This window comes from Pseudomonas sp. B21-010 (assembly GCF_024749325.1).
Lineage (GTDB): Bacteria > Pseudomonadota > Gammaproteobacteria > Pseudomonadales > Pseudomonadaceae > Aquipseudomonas > Aquipseudomonas kilonensis.
Genome location: NZ_CP087198.1, coordinates 6,304,773 through 6,323,245 on the forward strand (window position 1 = coordinate 6,304,773; position 18,473 = coordinate 6,323,245).

Below are 18,473 nucleotides of genomic sequence, written 5' to 3' on the forward strand. Positions count from 1 at the left end.
CTCAGCGCAGCCCTATCGCCGCCTGAGTCCCTTCCAAGCTCGCTGACAGCGAACGCTCAAGACCGCTGAGCGTTCGATGCGAGCAATTCCTTCAATATCGCCGCCGGGTCGGCTCGTTTTTGCTGACGATAATCCCCGACATGACGAACGAATAACGTTGCGCGCGCCACCAGGCTCTTGCCCAATACCGGCTTGCGCTCCAACTCTTCCTTGATGCGTTGAAACTGCGCCTGGATCACGGCATCGGTGTAGCGCGTGCCGGTCGCCAGGTTGTCGATATAAATCGCCACCGCGCCATCGAGCGCGCTGCGACCGTTATCGATGGCCGTGGCGAACAGCGTGGCGCTGGCCTCATCCTTGGCGTCCAGGGCGGCTTGCCGACTGTTCTGCAGATTGGTCAGGCGAATGTTGTAGTTGTTGACGGTCTCGGCCACCAAGGCCGACGACTGAATCAGGTTGCCCGCCGCTTCTTCACGCTGCTGGGCGATGAGCGAGACGTTGCGCTTGAGCTCTTCGTTGACCAGGCCCAGTTCGGCTTGCAGGCGCGGGTCGACGCTGGCGGCGATGATGCTGTCCAGGCGCTTGGTCGGGTCATCGGCATCGTCGATGGCGTCGGTCAGCGACGCGAGCCGACCTTCTTTCTGCCATTGGACAAACAATTCCTTGTAGCGCGAACGCGGCGCCGACAACGCACCGACGGCCACGCGAAAGCCGGTGGTTTCGTTGCTTTGCTCGGTGCCGTCGGCGGCGAACAACGGGTATTCGCGGCGCATGCCGGTGAACAGCGTGCCCTCGCCTTCCAGGTAGTTGCCGCCCTTGACCACGAAGCCGCCATAGGCGCCCTGACGGCGACCGGCGTGCACCAATTGGAAGGATTCCTGGACCATCTCGGCGGCGTTGCCGACCACGTCGAACAGGCCAATCGGGTTCGGCAACTTGGTGCCAATGGGCATCAGCCGCGCCGCCTGGCCTGTGCCACCGGCGACCTGGTTGAACACCGCCCAATCGGCCAGCGGCCCGTCGCTTTCACTGCCTTCCAGGCGCCGCGGAAACAGGCGCCCTTCCAGGTCCTGGCGACTCACGGCCTGCCCGCCACGGGCGGCGAATTCCCACTCGACTTCCGTCGGCAAGCGCACAAAACCCAGCCCGCCGTCTTCGGCGGAAGTCCCGCGACCGCTCACCGGCAGCAGGTCCTTGTGGTATTTCATCAGCCAGGCGCTGTACACCGCCGAGAAGCGCTCGGCCTCGAACCTCGACAGTTTCACCTTGGGCAACCGCCCCGCCACGCCTTGGGGCAAATCGGCTTGCAAGGTTTCGCAGGCCGGCGCCGCTTCGCCGCTGGCCAGCGATTGCGCCTGGGCCATGACCTGGGCGTATTGCCGGGCCGTGACCTCGTACTTGCCGATGAAGTACAGCATCGGCTTGAGCGGCGTCTTGGCGTCGGTCTTGGGCATCAACGGCGTGATGGTCTTGTTCCAATCCCCGGGCAGATCCTTGAGGGTGAACTGGCCGTTGATGAAGTCGCGCCGGTAGCCGGAAATGAACGACTGTTGATAGCCCGCCTCGTCTTCGCTGAACGGGTAACCGAGGCTGATCTCGCGGTCGTCCAGGGTGCCCTGGGCGAGGATGTAGACGTAGCGAAACACCATCTGGCCTTCGCACGGCAGCGGCAGGCTGACGTCGTCGGGCAACGGCTTGGGGTTGTCCAGCTTGTCCGTGCCTTCATCAGCCCAGACCAAACCGGCGAGGCTCAGCGCCACGGCGGCGCCCAATAACTTATACATCGCGAATTCCTTCACACGCCTGGATGCGCGCCACCCGCCAGCCACCACACGCCGCCGCGACGGCGCTGACGCCGAGCACGGCCACCAGGGCCAAGGTGTAGTGACGCACCAACAGATGACTGGCGTATTCACCGGGCATCTGTGCAAATAAATAATTCAGGCCCGACTGCGCCAGGCCATACAGGCCGGCACTGAGCAGGGCCGCAAGTGTGGCGCTGTAGAGCGCCTGCAACACCACGAACAACAACAGCGCCGCGGTGGAAACCCCCAGCAGGCGCAACACCGACAGCTCCCGGCGCTTACGCTCGACTGCTGCCAGGGCACCAGCAAAGATCGCCGCGAACGCCCCGGCCAAGGCCAACCCGGCGATGATCCAGAACACGATCGACAGATTGCGGCTCAGCGATTGCACTTGTGCGATGGTCTGGGCCTGGGTCGATACCAACAGGTTTTGCCCAGCGAAATACTGGCGCAGCGGCTCGACATCGCCGAGGCTGCGGGCATACAAACGAAACGCCGGGTAGACCCGTTGCCCGGCCACGCCCACCGCATCGCCCGGCCAGCCGAACGCGGGCACGGCACGGCCATCGCGGTAATCCTCCGCCGCCTCCAGCAACGCCAGCGGGGCAAACAGGCCGTCGCGGGCGAAGGCTTCCAATGGCAACACGTGCAGCACCTGCACGCGCGTGCGCTGCGCCTCGCTGCGACCGGCCACCTGCCGACCGAAACTGGCCTGCAACCAATCGCCGGCCCTGGCGCCGAGCTTTTCAGCGGCGGTCTGGCTGAGCACCACTTGATCCAGGCCTTGCGGCACCGGCAAATGATCGAACAAGGGATCGCTGGCCGCGGTGGGAATCATCTCGACCGTGACGACCGACGCATCGCCGCTCAAATCCGCCGTGGCGGCGATCTGCCGGGTGCGCGGCAAAGCAAAGGCCACGTCGCTGCGCTGGCTCAATTGTTCGACGAACTCGGCACTGAAGCGCCCGCCGCCCAAGGGGATGATTTCCCGGGTGGCCGGGTCGTTCTGCAAGCGTTCGGTGAGGCTGCTGACCAGGCCGAACTTCAGGCCGAACAGCACCAGCAACGGCGCCACCACGGCCACCAGCGCCAACACCGAGCAAGCCGACAGCCAGGCATCGTTGCGGTAATCCTGCCAGGCCAGGGAAGCCACCAGTGCGCCGCGCATCAGCAAGCCTCCCCGAGGGTGGCGGTGACACCGCCGTCGACATCGCGACGGCAACTGATGCGCCGCACCTGCAAGCCGCTGGCGCGGGCCAGCGCCTCGTCGTGGGTCGCGACCACACAGCACACGCCGTGCTCACGCGCCTGGGCCACCAGCAACTGCATGACGCGCTCGGCGTTCAGCGGGTCGAGGGCGGCGGTCGGTTCATCGGCCAGCAGCAAACGCGGCCCATGGGCCAACGCCCGGGCACAGCTGACCCGCTGACGTTGGCCGACAGACAAGTCCGCCGGTTTCTTGTCCAGTTGATCGGCAATGTCCAACTGCCCAGCCAGGCGCGTCACGCTTGCGTCATCCTTCAAGCCCAGCAATTTGCGCGACAACGCGATGTTGCCGCGCACGTCCAGGAAGGCCAATAGGCCGCCGGTTTGCAGAACATAACCCAGGTAACGACTGCGCAGCTCGGCCAAGGTGCCCTGTTGCGACGCACGCCACAATTTGGCGATGTCCAGCGGCGTGTTGGCCGGCGTGAAGTCGAACTGCCCGGCCTGATCCGGCGCCAGCACCAGCGCCAGCAGGTCCAGCAAGGTGCTCTTGCCGCAGCCGCTGGGGCCGACCACCGCCAGTTGTTCACCGCCGCGCAAATGCAGGCGTGGAATCACCAGGCTGTAGCGCTGGCTGCCGGCGCCCCGGCTTTTATGCACGGCGTTCAGGGTCAGCATCACGGCAGCGTCGACAATGGAACGCGGTACAAGGCGTCACCCGGCTCGGCATCGCCGAAGCGCACCCAGTTGGCGAGGTCGTTGTGGAAGGTTTCGTAGAGACGGATTTTCGAATCCAGCTCGTCGATGAAGTCTTCCTGCTCGGCCACGCTCAAGGACAGCCACAGATCCTGGGTCATGTTCAGCGACTTGCTGCGGTACGGCAGCCCTTCGAGGTACTCGCCGAGAATCCCGCCGTCGGCCAGGTTGCCGCCCTTGCGCAGGGCCGACGGGTCGCGGCTCATGTAGGCACTGGCGCTGGCGATTTCCTGGAAGAAGTCCTTGGGCGAACTCTGGGTCTTGCGGGCCGCGTCGACGATCAGCTTCAGCGATTGTTGCAGGTCGTTGAGTTGCAGCTTGGTCAGCATCACGCAGACCTGGAACGCCGGCAGTGCCGGGTTGGTTAGGTCGCGGTCGGCGGTCCAGGCGCTGACCAGTTGCGGCGCCTGGCTGGCGGATTTACGCCCCAAAAAGTCCATGTGCATCGCGTAGCCGACCGCGGCCGACTTGTCGGCCAGGCTCGGCGCGGCGCTCAACAGCGGCACGCTTTGCGCCTTGTTGCTGCGCACCTGATGCACCAGGTCGGCGAACACCGAACCGATCTCGTCGACGCGCTCACCAAACTTGCGCACGTCGGCGCCCGGCACCGGAATGTACAGGTCGCCGATCTGCGGGTTGGCGTCGGCGGTCAGGGTGCGGTACTGGCTCTGGGCGCCGGCGTGGGTTTTCTTGCCGGCGTCGCTGAGCAGGTGCAAGGCGTAGATCTTGATCTGCTTGCCCAGTGCGGCCTGGCGCACTTCGGCCTCGTTCATTTGCGTGGCGGCAAATGGATCGTTCTTGCGCAGGGCCCCAGCGTCGGTGACCAACAGGATCAAACGCCCGCCGTAACCGGACCAGTCCATGCCTTCGACGGCTTCCATGACCCCGGCAAACGCATCTTCGTTGAACGAATGGCTCGACACCGTCGATGCCTTGACCTGCCGCGCCAGCTCCATGAAGCGTTGCGGGTCGCGGCCCTGCTCCAGGGTGATCAAGGTCTTGGCGACGTATTCCAGGCCCGGGGTTTTCTTGATGCTGCTGCGGAAACCCACCATGCCGAAGCTGACGCTGTCCAACTCGCCGCGCTCGGCGATGCGGGTTTGCAGTTCGTGGACCACGTCGCGGACCTGGTCGATGTAGGGCTGCATCGACACGGTAGTGTCCACCACCAGCACCACAGCCGTGCGGAACGCATCGGCGTTGGCGGTGGTGATCGGTGTGTTGCTCGACGCCTTGGGGGTGTTACCCGGGTCGATGGACGCCACGTTCAGCAACTGCACCGGCTGGCCGTTTTCATCCAGGCTTTCGCGGGAATCGAAGATCGGCAACAGGTAGAACTGGCTCTGCGGCACCGCGCTGGCGGCCGGCTCCAGGGCCAGCACTTGCTGGTCCTCCTGCGGGCTCTGCTGGGCCTTGAGCAACACGTTCTTGGCGGCCGAAGGGTTAGCCAAGAGCTTTTCCACTTCACCGGCCTGACGCAGGAACATCACCGGCGCACGGCCGGAACGTTCGGTGAACTTGAGCACCAGGCTTTGCTTCCAGTCGCTGACCTGGGCGGCGGGCAACCAGCCGTCGCTGCGCCCGTCAGTGGCCGCACCGACCCGCACCCACGAACCGCCGTCGACGTCCTTGCGCTGGTACACGTACAGCACGGAAAACGCCGGCAGTGCCTTGCCCGGTGCGGCGCCCGGCGCATCGGCGAGCTTCGCCCCCGGTTTGCTGAGCACGCGCTGGAACAGGGTTTTCTTGCCGGCCATCAACAGCGGACGCTGGCCGCCGTCGGCTTCGGTCGCCACGGGCGGCTGAGCCGGCGGGGCAACGGGCGGCTTGACCGCTGGCACTTCGGGGGTCTTCGGCGGCTTCACTTCCGCAGGCTTGACCGAGGTGGTCGCGGCCACTGGCGTCTTCACGTCTTTGCCGTCATCACCGGACAACCACCAATAACCCGCGCCACCCAACGCCAGCGCCACGGCGACCGCAACGGCAGCCAGGGCGAACACCGGCCCCTTGCGTTGCTCCGACACCGAGGATTGAACCGTCGGTTTTATCGGCGGCACAACGGGCTTGGGCTGCGATTGTGGTGGTGGCGAGTAAGCCGGGCCGCTGGGAATGTCGATGGACATGGGCGTCAAACCCGCCAAGTCATCCACCGGTTTCGGCGTCTCCGGCAGTTGCAACGACAACGGCCGGATCAGCGTTGCTTCCGCCGATTCCTCAGGCAGGTTATCCAACGCCCGCAGCAACGCCGCCGCATCCGGGAAACGCTCCGCCGGATCCTTCGCCAGCAGCTTGCGCAACACGTCCTGGTAACGACCGTGGTGCACCGGCAATTCCGGCAACGGTTCGGTCAGGTGCGCCAGGGCCGTGGACAGTGCGTCGTTGCCGGTATACGGCAGTTTGCCGACAAGGATTTCGTAGAGCACCACGCCCAGGGCGTACAGGTCGGCGCGGCCGTCGATGTCTTGGCCACGGGCCTGTTCCGGGCTCATGTAGCTGGGCGTGCCGACGGCAAAGCCGGCCTGGGTGAACTGGGTGCGGTCGTCCAGGGACTTGGCGATGCCGAAGTCCGAAAGCACCGCCGTGCCATCGGCGCGGAACAGGATGTTGGCCGGCTTGACGTCACGGTGGACCAGGCCCAGCCCGTGGGCATAACCCAGGGCCGAGGCGATCTGGCGGATGTAGGTCAGGCCCTGCTCCGGCGTCAGGCCCGCGGCAATGCGTTCCTTGAGTGTGCCGTTGGGCAGGTACTCCATCGCCATGTAATACAGCTCACCGACGTTGCCGATGTCATGGATGGTGACGGTGTGCGGGTGCGACAGGCGCGCCAGGGTCTTGCCTTCGCGCAGGAAACGCTCGCAGAAGGTCGGGTCGGCGGCCAGGGCTGCGGCCATCACTTTCAACGCTACCTTGCGTTCCAGCGAACGCTGGGTCGCCAGGTACACGCTGGCCATCGCGCCTTCGCCGATCGGCCCTTCGATGTCGTAGCCGGGGATGACAATGTTCAGGGTCAAGCTCATGACGGCACCTTCACGACCACCACGGTGATGTTGTCCGGCGCGCCGCGCATCAGGCCCAGGGACACCAGGCTGCTGGCGATTTCGCCGGGCTCGTCGTGGCTCAGCACTTCGCGGATTTCATCGTCCTCGACGGTCTTGGTCAGCCCGTCGCTGCACAACAGGTAACTGTCGCCGGGCACCAGCAGCAGCTCGGTCAGCGCCAGGTTCAGTTGCCCCTCGACGCCAATGGCCCGGGTGACAATGTTGGCCCGTGGATGCACCCGCGCCTCGGCTTCGCTGAGCAGGCCGCTGTCCTGCAGATCCTGGACGTAGCTGTGGTCCCGGGAGATGCCTTCGAGCACGCCGTCGCGCAAGCGGTACAAACGACTGTCACCGGCCCACAGGCACATGCCGCGCAGGTCGCGGGCGACCAATACCACCACGGTGCTGCCCATCATCGTCACGCCACGGTTGGCGGTTTCCTCGCGCACGGCGGCGTTGACCCGCAGCAGGTCGCTTTGCAGCGCCGCGACGTATTCGTCCAGCGAACGCCCCACGGCAATGCCGCGCAGGCTGTCGACGATCAGGCTGCTGACGTAGTCGCCCGCCGCGTGCCCGCCCATGCCGTCGGCCACCACCCAGAGGCCGTTTTCCGGCAGGTCCAGGCAGGCGTCTTCGTTGACCTGGCGGACCATCCCGACATGGCTCTTGCTTGCAGACTTGATTGCTTTTCCGGCACTTGGACGCATCTACACAACACCTTCTTGGCCGAGCAAAAATTGCGCAAAATCAGCCGCCGCCGGCAATCCCTGGCAGCGCATCAAACCCGGGGCAATGCGTTCCGATCCCTGGCCCCACCACAGGCTTGCGCCTTCGCAGGCCGCCTCGGCGAGGGCGCTCATGCGCCGCTGCGGGTCGGTGGCATCGAAGCGATGCAGGCTGGCAAAGCGGCTGCTCGGCGTGCGCGGCAGGTACATCGGGCTGCCCAGGGTCTCCAGCTGTTCGTTGAACGCCTCGAAACTGGCCTCCACACTCAGTGTGCTCAGCAACAGGTTCTCGACTCGCTCAAACCACTCGTCCGCACCGCCCACCACCGACGCCGGGTCCGCGTCGGGCTCCAGCAACATCGCGACAGTCAGCGGGAAATAACGGCCGACCCGATCAATGCTCGGCATCACCACCCCGACCGCGGCGTCCGGGCCACAAACGCCCGGCGCGACCATGAAGCGCCATAGCGGGCTGACCAGATAGGCATCCAGCCAGCGCTCGCCGAGGCTGGTCTGGCTGGCGAGCAAACCCGCCGCCAACCACGAATCCCACGGGCCGATAAAACTCTGGGGCAAGCCACGGCTGACGAAATCGCCGCGGCTGGCCAACTTTCCATAGAAGCCCGGTGTACTCATAGCCGCTCCGGCAGGCTGAAGCCGCTGAGCACCCGGCTCTTGAATGGGTTGAAGGCGCTGTTGGCCCGCAGCTCATAAGAGGCGCTGGCGCCATCGACCCGCAGCCGCAGGTTGAAGCGATCCGGCGAGTTGCCGGCGGTCAGGTCCGATTGTTCCAGCAGCCGGAACCAGGCCCACGGCCCGTCCAGGGTGATGCCGGAGCGACCGCTGGACGACGGCGGCATGATCGAGATCCGCACCACGCCGATGCTGCCCGGGTTCGGCCACTGCATGGCGGTCGGGCGGCTTGGGCCGTGGTCGTAGCTCAACTGTTGGCCGTCGAGGTCGAGCAGGAACTGGGTGATGGTCGAGTCCATCGCCACCGGTTTGAGCTCGAAACGCACCATCGGCTGCGTGCCACCGGAACGGAAGAACGCATCGCGGATGGTCGCCGCGCGCTGGAAGGTCTGCAGCACGCCAGGGGCGATGCCGAGCTTCTGCGCCGCGCCCGGCTGCCAGCGCCAGGTCGGGGTCGAGGTGTCGACGTAGGGTTGCAGGTACTTGCGGAAGTAGTTGTCCATCACTCCGCCGACGCCGAAGAACTGGCCGAAGTCATCCAGGGTCGCGTCCCGCGCACTGCCTGGCGACATCGGATAGCGTCCGGCCAGGGACTGGCGATAGATGTTCACCACTTCGCTGGTCCAGGCGGCGTTCAGTTGGTTGCGCACCCCGCCCATCATGCTGTTGGTGGTGGAGTTGACCACCGACTTGACCAGGCCCTGCACCAGCGGCGGCTGGCGTTCGGCGTTGAGGCTGACGCGCGTAGCGGCGGCCGTGGCCTGGTTCTTGGCTTCGCCGAGCAAGGCGTCGCCGCTGGCACCGACCATGGCGCTGACCTGCACGTACAAAGCGTTCATGTCCGCCAGCAAGCCATCGATGGCCGCCGGCTCGCCTTCGCTTTTGCTGACGATGCTGTTGAGCTCGGCGAAGTGCGCGGTGATCGGGTCATCGCTTTGCGCCGGTGCGTTTTGCGTCGCCTGCTCCTGGCCGAGCAAGCTGCCCAGGCGTTCCTTGAGCTTGTCCACACCGCCTTCTACCGGCGCACCTTGGGCGGCCAGCAGGCGTTCATCCTGTTGCAGGTCGGTTTCCTTCGCCACCGCCACCAGCAGTTTTTTCAACGGCGAGGTCGGCCCGGAAATCACCCGCAGTACATCGGCGGCCTGGGCCACGCTGGTGATCGGCACAAAGTCGATGTCGGCCAGCAAGGCGTCCCATTGGCGCAGGTAGTCCTGGAAGTACAGGCGACGCACATCGGCGGCCAGGCTGGCGACGTTCTGCTGATCGGCCTGCTCAGAGCCCAGCACCCATTGCTCTTCGGCCAGGGTGCCGGTCTGGCTCAGGCTGGTGAGCAGGAAGCCCTGGCGATAGCCCTTGACGGTGAAGAACCCGCTCAGCGGCTCGCCCAATGGCTTGCCGCTCTTGCGGCTGAACACCAGCGCCGCGTCACGCCCGGCGGCTTCGTTGATACGGAAGTCCGGGATGCCTTCGGGCAGCTTCTGGCGCTTGATCCGGTCATAGACCCGCTGGGCCACCGGCAATTGCTGCAACTGGCGGCGCAGGTCTTCGACCAGGCGTGGGTCGAGGCGCGCGAGGGGCGGACGCCGTTCGAACAGCGCCTGCAAATGCGCGGTCAGGGCCTGGCGCTGCTCGGCCGGCAAATCCCGCGGCAAGCTGCGGTCCCAATCCAGGGCGATCCAGGCCTTGATGAAGTCGGCATCGTAATGCTCGGTGTCGGCGAGCATCAGGTAGGCCTTCAGGCCTTCGTAGAGGAAATCCGAATTGCCGCCGCTGTGCAGTTGCTCTTCGATGCGCGTCAGCAAGCGTGGCGCGAACACCGCGATCAGCAGCTTGCGATAGACGCTGCCAGACTCGGCTTCGAGCATGTCGCCCTGGTACAGGCCCAGGCCTTCGGCCCAGCTCGGTGCGTCACCAGCCAGGTGTTTCACGGCGTTGAGCAACGGCAACACGGCGAGGACGTCGCGTTGCGCCGGGCTGAGGTTCTGCACGGTTTGCCCCAACGGCGCGACCTTCTGGTCGACCTGGGCGATGTAGGCCTGGTTGGCGCGGTAGCTGACCCACCACAATGTGCTGACCACCAACACCAGCACCACGGTGGAGGCCAATACGCCGCGGGCGATCCACTTGCGCCGCCGCTCGACTTTCGGATCGACGCCCACCAGCCCGCGCTCGGCGAAGGCCACGGCGGTGAAGAGTTTTTCGATGAAGTAGCTGCGCCCGGTGCCGGTCTGGCGCGCCAGGTGCTGACGGTCCAGGTTCATGCTCTGGGCCATGGAGCCGATCAGGCGATCGATCGGGCTGCCTTCCTGGGTGCCGCTGGTGAAATACACGCCGCGCAGCAACACGCGCTCTTCGAAGGCGTTGGGTTTGAACACGCCTTCGAGGAAGCTTTGCAGGCAATCTTTCAAGGCGCCGAACTGCTGCGGAAAGCCGTAGATCAGATCGCGCCGCGCCGGGTCGCGCTCTTGTTGCAGGCGTTCCACCAAGCGGTCGTTGAGGCGCTGCTCAAGGCCGGTGAATTCGCTTTGCAGGTGCGCCAGCGGGCTGTCGCTGCTCTTGCCATCGTCCAGGGCAAAGGTCATGCCCCAGACCTGGGCGCGTTCTTCCTTGCTCAGGGTATCGAAATACTCCATGAACCCCGGCACGAGGTCGAGCTTGGTCAGCATCAGGTAGATCGGGAAGCGCACACCCAGTTGGGTGTAGAGCTCCTGGATCCGCAACCGGATGGCGGCGGCGTGGGCGGCGCGCTCGGCGTCGCTGCCCAGCAGCAGGTCGGACAAGCTGATGGCGATGAACGCCCCGTCAATCGGGCGCCGGGCCCGTTGTTTTTTCAACAGGCCCAGGAAGCCCAGCCAGGCGGCCTTGTCGATGGTCGCGTCGCTGTCCTGGGTGGTGTAGCGGCCGGCGGTGTCGAGCAGGACAGCCTGGTCGGTGAACCACCAATCGCAATTGCGTGTACCGCCGACACCGCGTACCGCACCGGCGCCCAGTTGCGCGGCCAGCGGGAAATGCAGCCCGGAGTTGACCAGCGCGGTGGTCTTGCCCGAACCCGGTGGGCCGATGATCACGTACCACGGCAGCTCGTAGAGGTTGCGGCGCTCGTCACCGCCCAGCTTGGCTTTCTTGAGCAGGGCCAAGGCTTCGTCCATGCGCTGGCGCAAGGTTTCGAGCTCTTCGGCGGTGGCGATGCTGGTCGGGTCCGGTGGGGTTTGCGCGGCCAGGCTGCGCATCACTTCGGCGGCCTGACGGCGCGCCTGGATGATGCGGAACACCCGGTAGGCGATCCATACCGCGAACACCAGGATGATCAAGGCCCAGCGGCGGCCTTCGGGCACCAGCCAATCGAGCAGCGGGCCAACGAACCAGATGATCAGACTCAGGGCGATCAGCCCCAGCAATGGAATGACCCAGCGGGTCATGAAACTGAAAAACGCCTTCACTCGACCCCCTCCGCCAATACTGTGATTTCAACCCGACGATTGCGCGCACGCCCCTCTGTGGTGGCGTTGGATGCCAACGGCTCGGTATCGCTGCGGCCTTCGGCGCTGAAGCGCTCGGGCTGGCCAGTCTTGGCCGAGAGAATTTGCAGCACCGATTGCGCCCGCGCTTCAGACAACGCCCAGTTGGACGGGAACCGGAGGGTAGCGATCGGGCGATTGTCGCTGTGCCCGGTGACCAGGACCTGTCCCTTGACCTTGCGCACCGCCTCGGCGATGCGCAGCATCAGCGGCTGGAAATCGTCCTTGATGCTGGCGCTGCCCGAGGCGAACAGTTCGTCGCCACGGATGGTCACCACCGAACGGTCGACGGCGTCTTCCACAGCAATCCGGTTGGCACGGATTTCATCGGCGAGGAAGCCGGCCAGGCGTGGGCGCTCGATCACTTTCGGCTGCACCACAGGGCGGTCGATGGTTTGCACCGGGATTTCACCGAGGAAATGAATGTTCTTGAACACCGGCTCGGCATCGGACGCCAGTTTCATGCGCAGGCCGAACAGCAGCGCCAGCAACAGGGCTGCACCGATGGCCACGGCGATCCATGGCGGCATGAATTGCGCCAGCCGATCACGGGCCACAGTGACACCACGCCAGTGCGGCGACAGCTCGCGCTCGTAGTCGCCACGGGCGCTGCGGATGACGGCGGCGGTGCGCTCACGCAACGCTTCCAGCTGGCTGCGACCGTCGTTCATCACCCGGTAGCGCCCTTCGAAACCCAGGCACATGCACAGGTACAAAAGCTCCAGCAGGTACAGGCGCTCGCGCGGGCTTTGCAGGCAATGCTCCAGCAACTGGAACACCTTCTCGCCGCCCCAGGCTTCGTTATGCACGGTGATCAACAGGCTTTGCTTGCCCCAATCGCTGGTACCGCCCCACGGTGTGCTCAACACCGCTTCGTCCAGCGCGGTGCACAAGGCGTAGCGGGCCAGCAACACATCGTTGCGCACCACGCCGGCGGCCTCGGCACGCTCTTCGAACTGGCGCAGATAGGCCAGCAGTTGTGCGCGCAGACTGGCCGGCGCCGGATGGGCAATGGTGTTGCGCAGGCGCGTCAGCAGCGCCAGCAGCGGGCCGGCGGCGCTTTCCAGCGGGTTGAGGCCCTCGGCCTTGCCGGTCAGCACCGGCGCGGCCGGCATCGCCAACGGTGCAGGCGCAGGCGTCGGCTGTGGCCGACCAGCGTCCGGGCGGAAGGGATCTCCACCACGGCCACCGGGCGTCGGCATGAACTGGGTACGATCGTCGTTACTCATCGCGGTTTATCCTCGGATCGCCCAGAAGGCCAGGTTCAGCCCTGGGAACTGGCCGGCGATGTGGAACGCAAAGCCGCCGGAGTTGCTCAACTGCTGCCAGTGATCGCTGCCCCGGTCGAGCTCGTAGTAAGTGGAGCCGGCGTGGTACGGCAGCTGCCGTGGCGCCACCGGCAACGGCAGCAGGCCGATGCCCGGCAGTTGCAGGTTGACCAGGTCGCGGATGTGCTCCACCGAACCGACCTTGCTCTGCTGGCCGAAGCGGCCGCGCAGGGTCTCGGCCGGCACGTCGGCGCGCACCACCAGGATGAAGCTGGCGCTGTCGAGCAGGGTCTTGTCGGCCAGCATCGCCACGTGGATGCCGTAGGCTTTCTCGACAATCGGAATCGGTGTCGCCTTGCTGTCGATCAGCATCGACAGGGCTTCGCGCAGGGCCTGCATCACGGGCGCGTAGCTGAGCGCCAGGTCATCGTGCTGGTAAGGCGGGTATTGCTGCGGTCGTCGCCCGGACGCGGTGAACGTGGAGAACTCCCCGGCCAGGCTCACCAGCTCGCTGTAGAGACGCTCGGGATGCAGCGGGCTCAACTGGCTCAGGTGCTGGATCAGCGGCTGGGCGCGGTTGACCAGTTGCAACAGCATGAAATCGGCAATTTCCGAGGCGCCACCGGCGCCGGACGCCACCACCCGCCCGGCCAGGGCTTCGCCGCGTTGATGCAGCAGGCCCAGCAGTTCACTGCGGAACGCCGCCAGCGGCTTGGAGGCGATCACATCCAGCAGCGGCGGGATGTAGGCATCGTCGAGCACCAACGCACGGTCGGCGCGTTTTTCTTTGATGCGCACCACGCCGATGGCGGCGTAGTCGCCGATGCCATCCTGTTCGGTCAACAACCGCAGCGCCCGCGAGCCGAGGGCCACCGGTGCGCGGTTTTCGAACGGTGCGTTGTCGTCGCGCACTTCGCACACCTGGCTCACATAACGCGCAGCGCCGAGGTCTTCACCTTCGTCCACGGTGTCCCGGGCGCCGGCGCGCTTGAGCGGCAGGGCCAGGTACACCAGGCCATCGCGCAGGTTGTCGTCGACGTTCAATGGGATCGGCGCCAGGTCGTCCTGGGGAATGTTGAAGGGCGTACCGTCTGGCAACAGGCCGCGCGCCGAGATGATCGCCAGCTTGCCCTGGGCCAGCAGGCCCTGGTCGATCAGCAATTCGGAAAAACCCCAGGCGCCGGCCGACAACGGGCGGCTGCGTGCGTCGATGAGGTTTTCCAGGTAACGGTCATGCTGTTGGAAGTGCTGCGTTCCAATGAACATGCCTTCCGACCAGACCACGCGATTGTTCCAGGACATGGGGGCTCCGATTGCTTATTGGGCAGGGCTGGATGGGGGGACGACGACGGCGCTGCGCACGGCGCGCACATCGAGGCTGATCTGGTATTCGGTGTATTCGCGCGCCGGGACATTCATCACCGTGCGCCACAGCGACTGGTCCAGCTCGCGATAGCCCACCAGTATTCCGATGTGCCGCGTGGCCGGGTCGAGGTCGCGTTGCAGGCTCAGTTGCTGGCCGGGCTGGACCAGCACCTCGTCCTGGTCGATGAGGTCGGCGCCCAGCGTGGCCTGGGCCCGTTCGGCCAGGGCGAAATAATCGGCACGACCGAAGGTCGCGGCATTTTTCAGTTCGAAAATGCGCACCCGGACCGGGGCCGGCTGGCCGGTGGCGCCGGGGTTGAGGCCGGCAATGGCGTGAAAGTGCAGCTCGATGGCGGCGGTGTCGGCCTCAGCTTCTTCGGGCTGGGGGTTGGCCGCATCCTTGGCGCACGCCGTCAGCAGAAGCACGGTGGCGACTGCGAGTAAAAACCTGGGAATCATCCTGCGTCCTCAATGACGTTTGAGCTATCCGTTGTGTGCCGATCAATCTTGTTATGGGACGGCGCCGCTTAGCGGCGTCGCTGTCGCGTACTGTGTTCTTCGTAGGCGCGGCTGAACTCGCGACCGAACAGGTCCTGGAAATCTTCCTGGGCCTCCCGGGAAATGTTGCCGTAGAGCTCGGTGAACTGCTGCCAGTACTGGGCCTGTCGCGAGCCGCTGAAAATACCCGAGAGCCCACCGGGCTTGGCCATGCGCTCTTCCAGTTGCGCCGGCTCGAAGCGCGTCAGCAAATGCTTGATGGCCGCTTCCACACCGGCCATCACCGCCAGTTGGTGGGCCCGCAAGTCATCGAAACTGTCACGCACCGCCGCGTCCGGGGCCATGAACGCCTGATTGCCGTGGCGCAACAGCAACAGCAAGGCTTCATCCACGTTGGGGGCGAATTTCAGCGGGTTGTTTTCCACCGGCTGGATCATCGTCTGCTGGATACGGAACTCACCCTTGAGGCTGCTGCGGGCGCGCAAGACATCGATCAGGCCTTCGACCATCAACCGGTAACTGCGCCCGATGCTTTCCATCTGTGCTTCGGCGTTGGCCTTGTCCAGGCGCAACTGGTCCAGCCCGGCACCGCGCAGGAACGCTTGCAGCAAGTCGGGTTGGTTGGCCTCGACCGGGGCGACTGGAACAACCGGGGCAACCGGAGCAACTGGAGCAACTGGAGCAACTGGAGCTGCGACCGGGGGCTCGACGCGGGTGACCGACGCTTCAGGCACGGGCGCCGGCGGCGGTGCACTGATCTCAGCAAAGATGTCGACGAGCGGAGCCTGCGGGGCTGGCGTCGCGACCGGCTCAACCACCGGCGGTAGCGGCACAGGCGGCGGGGTCACGGGCAGCGGGGCCACCGCCACTGGCGCGGGCTTGTCGCTGAACGGGTCCCAGTCATCCGGAATCACCGAGGCAGACGGCGGTATTACGGGTTCGGCCACGGGCGGCGGGCTCGGCCGGGGAATCGGTGTCGGCGGGCGGAAATCGTGTTGCTCGGCGGGCACATGGTCGGGTTGGGTGGCCGGCGGGACACTGCTCGGGCTCAAGAAATCGAACAGGTCCGGCAGGGTGTCCATGGCCGACCCGCCCTGGAAATGCGCAGGCGCAGACACTTGAATCGGCGATGGCGTATGAAGCGGCGACGGTGTATGCGCCGCGGTGCCCTGGCGCCCCATCAAGGCCTCGAAACTGCTGGGCGATTCGGCGAACGGGTTGCTGTCGGTGACTGGCAGGCTGAAATCGACGCGCGCCTGGATCTCATAATCACCGATGCGGATCACTTCGCCGTCTTGCAGGGGTTCGCTGTTGCCCTTGCGCAGGCGAACACCGGCCTTGACCAATTCCACACCATTAGTACTGTTATCAGTTAAATAATAACGCCCGTCTTTGTATTGGATGACGCAATGTTTGCCGGAAACCAGGCGCTCAGGGTCCGGCAATACCCAGTCATTATCGGAATTACGGCCAATTGCCATCACTCCCTGATCCATGGACTTTTCAGAACACTGACCTGGGGTGATCTTGTGATAACTAGTGATAGTCAAACACAGCGGCATCTTGCCTCCTTGCTGAATATTTCGCGCGCGGGCGGAAGTGAGGAATCAAGCCCTGACTACCCGCCGGCAACCTTTGCCAACTACCGTGAAACGGCTTTTTGCCAGCATGATTGCTGATCATAACCGGCTTGCGTGACAAAAACCCCACGTCAGTTGCCGCTTCGACCGATGGGTCGGGCAGGCTGTTAAGCCCATCACAACTGTTACAGAGGGGATACATTGGTGAAATAGCTTACCTTGACAAGCGATAAGTACTACACCAAAAATGCACAACTTCTTGAATATACATGATGGCACTTTAAGATCAGTGCAAGTCTAAAGGGCCATTACCGTCAAGGAACATGTGAGATTCATCCGAAACTTGCGTGTGAACTGCCCGACTTTCTTCAGCGGGTGATAGGGAGATCGATCCAAGTGGATGTGCCTTTGTTGCTCGCCGCCGTTTCCGCGACTTCGCCGTGCGGTGAAGATCTGGAATATGACGCGGATTTCTTGCGCCTGGAACGCGACTCCCGGGGTCAGCCCGAACGCAGCATGGGCGATTCGATCCTGCCTGCCGAACCTCCTGAGTGGCGCAGCATCCAGCAGCAGAGCCTGGACTTGCTGCAACGCAGCAAAGACCTGCGCATCACTCATTTCCTGTTGCAAAGCTCCCTGGCCCTCGAAGGCCTGCCGGGCATGGCCCGTGTGCTGACGCTGATCAGCGAACTGCTCAAGCAATACTGGGCCGAGTTGCATCCGCGCCTGGACGCCGATGACGACAACGATCCCACTGTGCGCATCAATGCCCTCGCCGGCCTGACGTCCGACATCACCATTCGCTTGCTGCGCGAGAGCATCCTGGCCCGTTCGCGGACCTTCGGTGCCGTCAGCCTGCGCGCCGCCGCCAACGCCAGCGGCCTGCAAAGTTTCCCGGATGAAAACCTCGGCGCCGAACAGCTCGCCGGGGCCCTGCTCGACAGCGACCCCGAGCAGTTGGAAATCACCCGTGCCGCCCTGCTGGAAGCCCGCAGCGCCGCCGAAGCCATCGAACAACAGGTCAGTGACCAGGTCGGTTCCGCCCAAGGCGTGGACCTTGGCCCGCTGAAGCAACCGCTGAAGATGGCCCTGCAGATTCTCGGCCAGTTCGCCCCGCAGAGCGGCGACAGCGCCCTGTCCGATCCGGTCAGCGACGACAGCGCCGCGCCAACTGAATATGCCAGCGCGCCAAGCACACCGCGCAACACCAGCACGAGCACCGTCAGCGGCGAAATCAACAACCGCGACGACGTGCTGCGCAGCCTGGACCGGATTCTCGCTTACTACACCCGTCATGAGCCCTCCAGCCCGCTGCCGGTGCTGTTGAACCGGGCCAAGAATCTGGTGCACGCCGACTTCGCGGCCATCGTGCGCAACCTGATTCCCGACGGCATGAGTCAATTTGAAAACCTGCGCGGCCCAGACAGCGAATAAAAGCGAACGGATCACGCAGTCACGTCACCGGTACCCCCGATGACGCCAACACCGTCGCTCAAGCGACCAGGAGCAGCAACGTGGCGAAGCAAAGTTCTCAGAAATTCATCGCGCGCAACCGCGCGCCTCGAGTGCAGATCGAGTACGACGTCGAGCTCTACGGCGCCGAGAAAAAGGTCCAGTTGCCCTTCGTCATGGGCGTGATGGCCGACCTCGCCGGCAAGCCCGCCGAGCCTCTGGCAGCGGTGGCTGATCGCAAGTTCCTCGAGATCGACGTCGACAACTTCGACTCGCGCCTCAAGGCCATGCAGCCGCGCGTGGCGTTCCATGTGCCTAACGAACTGACCGGCGAAGGCAACCTGAGCCTGGACCTGACGTTCGAAAGCATGGACGACTTCAGCCCGGCGGCCGTGGCCCGCAAGGTCGACTCGCTGAACAAACTGCTCGAAGCGCGCACCCAATTGGCCAACCTGCTGACCTACATGGACGGCAAGACCGGCGCCGAAGAAATCATCATGAAGGCGATCAAGGACCCAGCGCTGTTGCAGGCCCTGGCGAGCGCGCCGAAGCCAGCACAGGACCAATGA

Annotated in this window: 13 protein-coding genes; 2 read left to right on the forward strand and 11 right to left on the reverse strand. The window is 64.8% G+C overall.

Annotation, left to right across the window (positions count from 1 at the left end; genetic code table 11):
• Positions 1–56 precede the first annotated feature (56 nt).
• From LOY50_RS28285 to tagH, 11 genes are all read right to left on the reverse strand, one after another.
• Entirely contained in the window at positions 57–1,784 is a 1,728-nt protein-coding gene (locus LOY50_RS28285; RefSeq protein ID WP_253470417.1) for an SUMF1/EgtB/PvdO family nonheme iron enzyme, read from the reverse strand.
• Complete coding sequence (locus LOY50_RS28290) at positions 1,777–2,973, reverse strand: ABC transporter permease (RefSeq protein ID WP_253470419.1); 1,197 nt, start codon at positions 2,971–2,973, stop codon at positions 1,777–1,779. The genes LOY50_RS28285 and LOY50_RS28290 overlap by 8 nt, the downstream gene beginning before the upstream one ends.
• Entirely contained in the window at positions 2,973–3,689 is a 717-nt protein-coding gene (locus tag LOY50_RS28295) for an ABC transporter ATP-binding protein (protein ID WP_258691280.1), read from the reverse strand. Before LOY50_RS28295 ends, LOY50_RS28290 begins: the two co-directional genes overlap by 1 nt.
• Positions 3,689–6,784 (reverse strand): serine/threonine-protein kinase, encoded by a 3,096-nt coding sequence (locus LOY50_RS28300; RefSeq protein WP_309475805.1) that lies wholly within the window; start codon positions 6,782–6,784, stop codon positions 3,689–3,691. Before LOY50_RS28300 ends, LOY50_RS28295 begins: the two co-directional genes overlap by 1 nt.
• Positions 6,781–7,512: a PP2C family serine/threonine-protein phosphatase gene (locus LOY50_RS28305; RefSeq protein ID WP_053190086.1), complete on the reverse strand. Its 732-nt coding sequence runs from the start codon at positions 7,510–7,512 to the stop codon at positions 6,781–6,783. The genes LOY50_RS28300 and LOY50_RS28305 overlap by 4 nt, the downstream gene beginning before the upstream one ends.
• Positions 7,513–8,166 (reverse strand): type VI secretion system-associated protein TagF, encoded by a 654-nt coding sequence (gene tagF, locus LOY50_RS28310; protein ID WP_003206910.1) that lies wholly within the window; start codon positions 8,164–8,166, stop codon positions 7,513–7,515.
• Complete coding sequence (gene tssM, locus LOY50_RS28315) at positions 8,163–11,663, reverse strand: type VI secretion system membrane subunit TssM (RefSeq protein WP_258689921.1); 3,501 nt, start codon at positions 11,661–11,663, stop codon at positions 8,163–8,165. Before tssM ends, tagF begins: the two co-directional genes overlap by 4 nt.
• On the reverse strand, positions 11,660–12,970 hold the full coding sequence (locus LOY50_RS28320) for a DotU family type VI secretion system protein (protein ID WP_253470425.1): 1,311 nt from the start codon (positions 12,968–12,970) through the stop codon (positions 11,660–11,662). Before LOY50_RS28320 ends, tssM begins: the two co-directional genes overlap by 4 nt.
• A 6-nt stretch (positions 12,971–12,976) precedes the next feature.
• Positions 12,977–14,311, reverse strand: coding sequence for a type VI secretion system baseplate subunit TssK (gene tssK / locus LOY50_RS28325; RefSeq protein WP_253470427.1), 1,335 nt, complete (start codon positions 14,309–14,311; stop codon positions 12,977–12,979).
• A gap of 15 nt (positions 14,312–14,326) precedes the next feature.
• Entirely contained in the window at positions 14,327–14,833 is a 507-nt protein-coding gene (tssJ, locus tag LOY50_RS28330) for a type VI secretion system lipoprotein TssJ (RefSeq protein ID WP_214510130.1), read from the reverse strand.
• A 68-nt stretch (positions 14,834–14,901) separates the two neighbouring features.
• Positions 14,902–16,434, reverse strand: coding sequence for a type VI secretion system-associated FHA domain protein TagH (tagH, locus tag LOY50_RS28335; RefSeq protein ID WP_258689933.1), 1,533 nt, complete (start codon positions 16,432–16,434; stop codon positions 14,902–14,904).
• 414 nt (positions 16,435–16,848) lie between these two features.
• On the opposite strand from tagH, the gene tssA reads away from it, so the two are divergent.
• Positions 16,849–17,886 (forward strand): type VI secretion system protein TssA, encoded by a 1,038-nt coding sequence (gene tssA, locus LOY50_RS28340; protein WP_014340885.1) that lies wholly within the window; start codon positions 16,849–16,851, stop codon positions 17,884–17,886.
• 80 nt (positions 17,887–17,966) lie between these two features.
• A complete protein-coding gene (gene tssB, locus LOY50_RS28345) occupies positions 17,967–18,473 on the forward strand; it encodes a type VI secretion system contractile sheath small subunit (RefSeq protein ID WP_003206923.1) in 507 nt (168 codons plus the stop codon).